Annotated in this window: 6 protein-coding genes and 1 pseudogene; 1 reads left to right on the top strand and 6 read right to left on the bottom strand. The window is 62.9% G+C overall.

All coding sequences use genetic code 11. From position 1 onward, the window contains the following. Positions 1–163: 163 nt before the first annotated feature. The 6 genes and pseudogenes from NB311A_RS01715 to coxB form a co-directional block, all read right to left on the bottom strand. Positions 164–1,018, bottom strand: a complete 855-nt coding sequence (locus tag NB311A_RS01715; protein ID WP_009796679.1) for a cytochrome c oxidase subunit 3 — start codon at positions 1,016–1,018, stop codon at positions 164–166. A 94-nt stretch (positions 1,019–1,112) separates the two neighbouring features. Beyond that, the gene (locus tag NB311A_RS01710; RefSeq protein WP_009796678.1) at positions 1,113–1,763 is read right to left on the bottom strand and encodes a cytochrome c oxidase assembly protein; all 651 of its coding nucleotides are present in this window, start codon (positions 1,761–1,763) and stop codon (positions 1,113–1,115) included. 6 nt (positions 1,764–1,769) lie between these two features. Further along, entirely contained in the window at positions 1,770–1,940 is a 171-nt protein-coding gene (locus NB311A_RS01705) for a hypothetical protein (RefSeq protein ID WP_009796677.1), read from the bottom strand. A 15-nt stretch (positions 1,941–1,955) separates the two neighbouring features. Then, a complete protein-coding gene (locus tag NB311A_RS01700; RefSeq protein WP_040673752.1) occupies positions 1,956–2,894 on the bottom strand; it encodes a heme o synthase in 939 nt (312 codons plus the stop codon). Positions 2,895–2,954: 60 nt separating this feature from the next. Next, positions 2,955–4,571: a cytochrome c oxidase subunit I gene (gene ctaD, locus NB311A_RS01695; RefSeq protein ID WP_009796675.1), complete on the bottom strand. Its 1,617-nt coding sequence runs from the start codon at positions 4,569–4,571 to the stop codon at positions 2,955–2,957. Between the two features lie 116 nt (positions 4,572–4,687). Continuing rightward, positions 4,688–5,543: pseudogene (gene coxB / locus NB311A_RS01690) on the bottom strand (cytochrome c oxidase subunit II). A 436-nt stretch (positions 5,544–5,979) separates the two neighbouring features. Here coxB and NB311A_RS01685 point away from each other — a divergent pair. Then, a complete protein-coding gene (locus NB311A_RS01685; RefSeq protein WP_116394695.1) occupies positions 5,980–6,531 on the top strand; it encodes an invasion associated locus B family protein in 552 nt (183 codons plus the stop codon). Positions 6,532–6,580: the final 49 nt, after the last annotated feature.

Genomic DNA, 6,580 nt, shown 5'->3' with positions numbered 1-6,580 from the left:
GCGATTCCGCGCAGGATTGTCTGGGAGAGTGTTGGCCGGGCATGGAAGCTGGACATTGGTATTCTCCGAAAGAGACGTTGTCCGAAAGAGACGTTGTCCGAAAGAGAAAGGGCGGCCCGGCGGCCGCCCTTGTTGGTGATGGTGTTGATCGTGCGGGTCCCGGTCAGTGCGCGGCGTGCGCCATGGCCGCGGCGCCGTTGCCCCAGACATAGATGCAGACGAACAGGAACAGCCACACCACGTCGACGAAATGCCAGTACCAGGCGGCGAACTCGAAGCCGAGGTGCTGGGAGGGCGTGAAGTGTCCGGCATTGGCGCGGAACAGGCAGACGATCAGGAAGATGGTGCCGACCAGCACGTGGAAGCCGTGGAATCCGGTCGCCATGAAGAAGGTGGCGCCGTAGACGTTGCCGGCGAAGCTGAAGGCGGCGTGATGATACTCATAGGCCTGCACGCAGGTGAAGATGGCGCCGAGCGCGATGGTCAGGATCAACCCCCACTTCAGCCCCTTGCGGTCGCCATTGAGCAGGGCATGGTGGGCCCAGGTCACGGTGGTGCCCGAGGTCAGCAGGATCAGGGTGTTGAGCAGCGGCAGGTGCCAGGGATCGAAGGTCTGGATGCCCTTGGGCGGCCAGACGCCGCCGAACAGCGCCTCGCGCGTCACATGCACGGGATCGCCCGGGAACAGCGCGGAGTTGAAGAAGGCCCAGAACCAGGCGACGAAGAACATCACCTCGGAGGTGATGAACAGGATCATGCCGTAGCGGTGGCTGATCTGCACCACGCGGGTGTGATCGCCCTTATGCTCGGCTTCGCGGATCACATCCGCCCACCAGCTCGCCATGGTGTAGAGCACGCCGACCACGCCGATGCCGAAAATGATCGGCGCGGCCGCGGTCATATGATGCATCCACAGGATCGCGCCGACGGCCATGATGAAAGCCGCGGTCGCGCCTACGATCGGCCACGGACTCGGGTCGACCAGGTGGTAATCGTGCTTGACTTGCGCCGTAGCCATTGCGGTCTCTCTCCCTTAGCGGTGCCGGCGGTATTGGGCACCTATTGATCTCAAAACAAGACGCGCGGTAACGAAACGCGTCGGCCCTCGAAGGTCAGATGCTTCCCCCTGACCTGTCCGGCTCGTTTGCCGCCACCGGCTTGGGCGTGGCATTCTTCACCGGAAAGAAGGTGTAGGACAGGGTGATGGTGTTGACGCCGTCGTTCTCGCTGTCGGCGGCGAAGGCCTGATCGACATAGAAGACGACGTCCATCTCCCGCTTCTCACCGGGCGCCAGGGTTTGCTCGGTGAAACAGAAGCAGTTGATCTTGGTGAAATAGGATCCGACCGTCAGCGGCGTGACGTTATAGGCCGCCTGTCCCATCGTGGTCGCCGCCGACTCGTTGGTGATGGCGTAATGCACGGTGGTGACCTCGCCGATCCGGACCTTTATCTCGGTCTGTTCCGGCTCGAACTTCCAGGGCAGCCCGCCGGAGACGTTGGAGTCGAAGCGCACCGCCACCGTTCGCGCCAGCGGCGCGGCCCGCGGCGCCGTCGCCGCCACCTGCGTCGTTCCGTTGAAGCCGGTGACGCGGCAGAACCAGTTGTAAAACGGCACCGCCGCATAGGCGGCGCCGACCATCAGCGCGACCAGCAGGCCGCAGGCGGCGCCGATCTTCACGTCGCGGCCGACGCGCGGCGCAGCCTTCGGCGGCGCCGGGGCTGCGGTGGCGGGTTGCTGCGGATGGTGCGGCGCGTCCGTCATCTCAAATCACATCGGACGGACGAGAACGCCCGGCCCCTTGATGAAGGTGACCGCGAAAAACAGCAGGACCAGGACCCCAAGCGCCCAGGCGATCGCGATCGACCGCTCGCGCCGCCGCTTCTTCTGGGCCTCGGTGAGAACGATTCCGTCTCCGTCCGGCTTGTTTTCGCTGTCCATCGGACCATACGCCCTCTACCAGATCAACGGCGCGAGGGCCTTCGCAACCACATCGAGCAGCAGAACGGCAAACAGCGCGAACAGATAGAGGATCGAAAAGGCGAACAGCCGCCGCGTGGCGCGCAGCGCCTGGCTTCCGGTGCGATGGCGATAGACCTGGATCGCGAGCACCAGCATGCCGGCGCCCAGGATCAGCGAGGTGACGCCATAAACCCAATCGAAGTAGCCCAACGGCCAGGGCGCGGCGGCGATCGCCACCAGCACGATGGTGTAGAGCAGGATCTGCAGCCGCGTCGCGTCCGGACCGGCGACCACCGGCAGCATCGGCACCCCGGCGCGCGCGTAATCGTCGGAACGGAACAGCGCAAGCGCCCAAAAATGCGGCGGCGTCCAGAAGAAGATGATCAAGAACAGAAGCAGCGGCTCCATCGACAGCGATCCCGTCGCCGCCGCCCACGCCACCACCGGCGGCAGCGCGCCGGCGGCGCCGCCGATCACGATGTTCTGCGCGGTCCGCCGCTTCAGTCCCATCGTATAGATCACAACGTAAAAGAAGATCGTGAAGGCGAGCAGCCCTCCCGCATACCAGTTGACCAGGGCGCCGAGCGTCATCACCGAGAAGAACGACAGCGTGAGGCCGAACCCCATCGCCTCGCCGCGGGTGATGCGGCCGCGCGGGATCGGCCGGTTGGCCGTCCGCGACATCAGCACGTCGATATCGCCTTCCAGCGCCATGTTCAGCGCGCCGGAAGCGCCGGCTCCGACCGCGATGCAGAGGATCGAGATGAATCCCAGCACCGGGTGAACATGGCCCGGCGCGATCATCAGCCCGACCAGCGCGGTGAAGATCACGAGCGACATCACCCGTGGCTTCAGCAGCGCGAAGTAATCGGCGACACTCGCCTCCGAGATCCGGGGCGGCAGTTCAACGGCTTTTTGATCGACAACCGACACGACACAACCCGCTTGTTGGGTGCGCGGCGCGTCACGCGCGCCGCGCACATTCACATTGACTTACTGCACCTTCGGAAGGGTGGCGAACTGGTGGAACGGCGGCGGTGACGACAGCGTCCATTCCAGCGTGGTCGCGCCTTCACCCCACGGATTGTCGGCCGCCTGCTGCTTGCGCGCGAAGGCGTCGATCAGGCCGTAGATGAAGACCACCGCGCCGAAACCCGCGATAAAGGCGCCGTAGGACGAGATCTCGTTCCAGCCCGCAAACGCATCCGGATAGTCGACCGAGCGCCGCATCATGCCCTGCAGTCCCAGGAAGTGCTGCGGGAAGAACAGGACGTTGGCGCCGATGAACATCAGCCAGAAGTGCAGCTTGGCGATGGTCTCGTTGTACATGTAGCCGGACATCTTCGGGAACCAGTAGTACCAGCCCGCGAAGATCGAGAACACCGCGGCAATGCCCATCACGTAGTGGAAGTGCGCGATGACGTAGTAGGTCTCCTGCATCACACGATCGACGCCCGCATTGGCCAGCACCACGCCGGTCACGCCGCCGACCGTGAACAGGAAGATGAAGCCGATCGCAAACAGCATCGGCGCCCTGAACTCGATCGAGCCGCCCCACATCGTGGCGATCCACGAGAACACCTTCACGCCGGTCGGCACCGCGATCACCATCGTGGCGGCGACGAAATAGGCCTGCGCCGTCGACACCATGCCGACCGTGTACATGTGATGCGCCCACACCACAAAGCCGATGCCGCCGATCGCCACCATCGCATAGGCCATGCCGAGATAGCCAAAGATCGGCTTCTTCGAAAACGTCGAGATCACATGGCTGATCATGCCAAAGCCCGGCAGAATCAGGATGTACACCTCGGGATGACCGAAGAACCAGAACAGATGCTGGAACAGCACCGGATCGCCGCCGCCGTCGGCGGCGAAGAACGTGGTGCCGAAGTTACGGTCGGTCAGGAGCATCGTGATCGCGCCCGCCAGAACCGGCAGCGACAGCAGCAGCAGGAACACCGTGACCAGGATCGACCACACGAACAGCGGCATCTTGTGCATCGTCATGCCGGGGGCGCGCATGTTGAAGATCGTGGTGATGAAGTTGATCGCGCCCAAAATCGAGGACGCGCCGGCCAGATGCACCGAGAGGATCACGAAATCCACCGACGGTCCGGGATGGCCGCTCGTCGACAGCGGCGCGTACAGCGTCCAGCCCGTGCCCGCACCGCTCGCGCCCGGCTCGCCCTCCACAAACGTGGAGGTCAGCAGCAGCGCAAACGCCGCCGGCAACAGCCAGAACGAGATGTTGTTCATGCGCGGAAACGCCATGTCCGGCGCGCCGATCATCAGCGGCACGAACCAGTTGCCAAAGCCGCCGATCATCGCAGGCATCACCATGAAGAAGATCATGATCAGGCCGTGCGAGGTCACAAAGACGTTGTAGGTATGCGCAGGATCAAAAACCTGCACCCCGGGATACATCAGCTCCGCCCGGATCCCCATCGACATCAGGCCGCCGATGATCCCCGCAACGATGGCGAACACCAGGTACATGGTCCCGATGTCCTTGTGATTGGTCGAATACGCAAAGCGCCGCCACCCTGTCGGGTGGTGCGCATGGTCGTCATGGTCGTGGTCGTGAGCATGTGCTGCGGTTGTTGCCATTGTCTGATCCTGTCTTTCGTCCCTTGAAGTCCTTGAGCGAACGAACCTGGGCGGGCGGCTCCCGGGCGACGACCTTCGATGGTTGCCGCCCTCGCCGAAATCGCCCGACGCGACGCCTAGCGCATCACGTCGGCAGCCGACGCCACCGCGTTCGCCGGGTTCGAGGCAAACTTCTTCTTCGCGGCTTCAACCCACGCCGCAAAATCCTGATCGCTCACCACCCGAACCGCAATCGGCATGAAGGCGTGATCCCGGCCGCACAACTCAGAGCACTGACCGTAAAACATCCCCTGTCTTCGTGGCCTTGAACCAGGTCTCGTTGAGACGGCCCGGAATCGCGTCCACCTTGATGCCAAACGCCGGAACTCCAAAGGAATGAATGACATCCGCCCCGGTCACCTGAACCCGGACCACCTTGTTCACAGGAACAACCAGCTCGTTGTCCACCGCAAGCATCCGCGGCTGCTTGTCATGCGACATCAGCGAGTCATACTCAAACTTGCCGTTGTCCGGATAAGCGTAGCTCCAGTACCACTGCTTGCCGACCGCCTTCACCGTCAGATCGGCCTTCGGAAGGTCAAGCTGCTGAAACAAAAGCCGGAACGAAGGCACCGCTATGCCAACCAGGATCAAAACCGGAATAATCGTCCACGCAACCTCGATCATCGTGTTGTGCGTCGTCTTCGACGGAACCGGATTGGACCGCGCGTTGAACCGCAACATCGCCACAATCAAAAGCGCCGTCACAAACAGCGTGATCAGCGTGATCACAACCAGAAGTCCGCTATGCATGCTCGCAATGCTCTCCATCACAGGCGTCACGCCCGCCTGAAGACCAAGCGCCCACGCATGCGGCTGACCCAGCTCCTCCGCAGAAACCGTACCTCCAGCGGCAAGCGCCGCCACTCCAAACGCCAATCCCAGAAACCGGCGGCCAAACCGGCGGCCAATCTGGCCCATCGACATCTTCATGCCGCTCGCGCTCCTTGTCATAAATAAACCCTAAACAACCCCCTAAGCAGGTCCCCGCCGAAGACGAGCCTGCCGCTCATATGACGCTTCCACAAATAGCCTGCGCGCCGTTTTGCTAGAATGCGTCCAAAGCCGCCTCTCTCAAACCATAATTTGCCGCGCCTCGCAAGGACCAAGGACAGCGAGTTGAGCGATGCTTCAAAACTGCCGGCGCGGCGCGGGTGCAGATAAACCCATCTGGCTTGACGGAGCAGGGCATAATACAGCGTTTCACAGCAGGACACCGCTTGACAGGCGGATTGTCCGATGTAGGCACAGGCGCGGCCGCTTCGCAGATTCGGCCGTGGTTCGGGCTGATCCGGGCCGGACCGCCTTCAAGGCACCGTCATCGACCGAGGCGGGCAAGGCATGGTCGAAACGAGGGGAATCGACCCGGATGGAGCCTTTCAAATCGCATATTAGATATGCATTCGCGCGCATGGCGGCGCGGCCACTCCGCGCCTCGGCGGGCCTCGCCGCCGCACTTCTCGTGGTTAGCTTTGCCGGCGCGGCGGAGGGACAGGGGGCCGTCAAGTCTGTTCACGGCGATTGGCAGATCCGCTGTGATACTCCTCCCGGAGCGAAGGCCGAGCAATGCGCCTTGATCCAGAGCGTGGTGGCGGAAGATCGCTCCAACGCCGGCCTGACCGTGATCGTGCTCAAGACCGCCGACCAAAAAAGCCCGTTGATGCGCGTGGTGGCGCCGCTCGGGGTGCTGCTGCCCTCCGGCCTCGGGCTAAAGCTCGATAATGTCGATGTTGGCCGCGCCGGCTTCGTGCGCTGCCTGCCAAACGGCTGCGTGGCTGAAGTGGTCCTGGATGACAAGCTGCTTGGGCAATTGCGCAGCGCGAAGACGGCGACATTCATCATCTTCGAAACCCCCGAGGAAGGCATCGGCTTTCCGCTCAGCCTGAACGGACTCGGCGAAGGTTACGACAAGCTGCCCTAGAGACTTTGCGCTTCGATGCGCTTTCTTGACCGCGAACCGGATCCCACTT

It is taken from the genome of Nitrobacter sp. Nb-311A (assembly GCF_000152905.1).
Taxonomy (GTDB): Bacteria; Pseudomonadota; Alphaproteobacteria; order Rhizobiales; family Xanthobacteraceae; genus Nitrobacter.
This window is presented reverse-complemented; position numbering and strand designations above follow the sequence as displayed.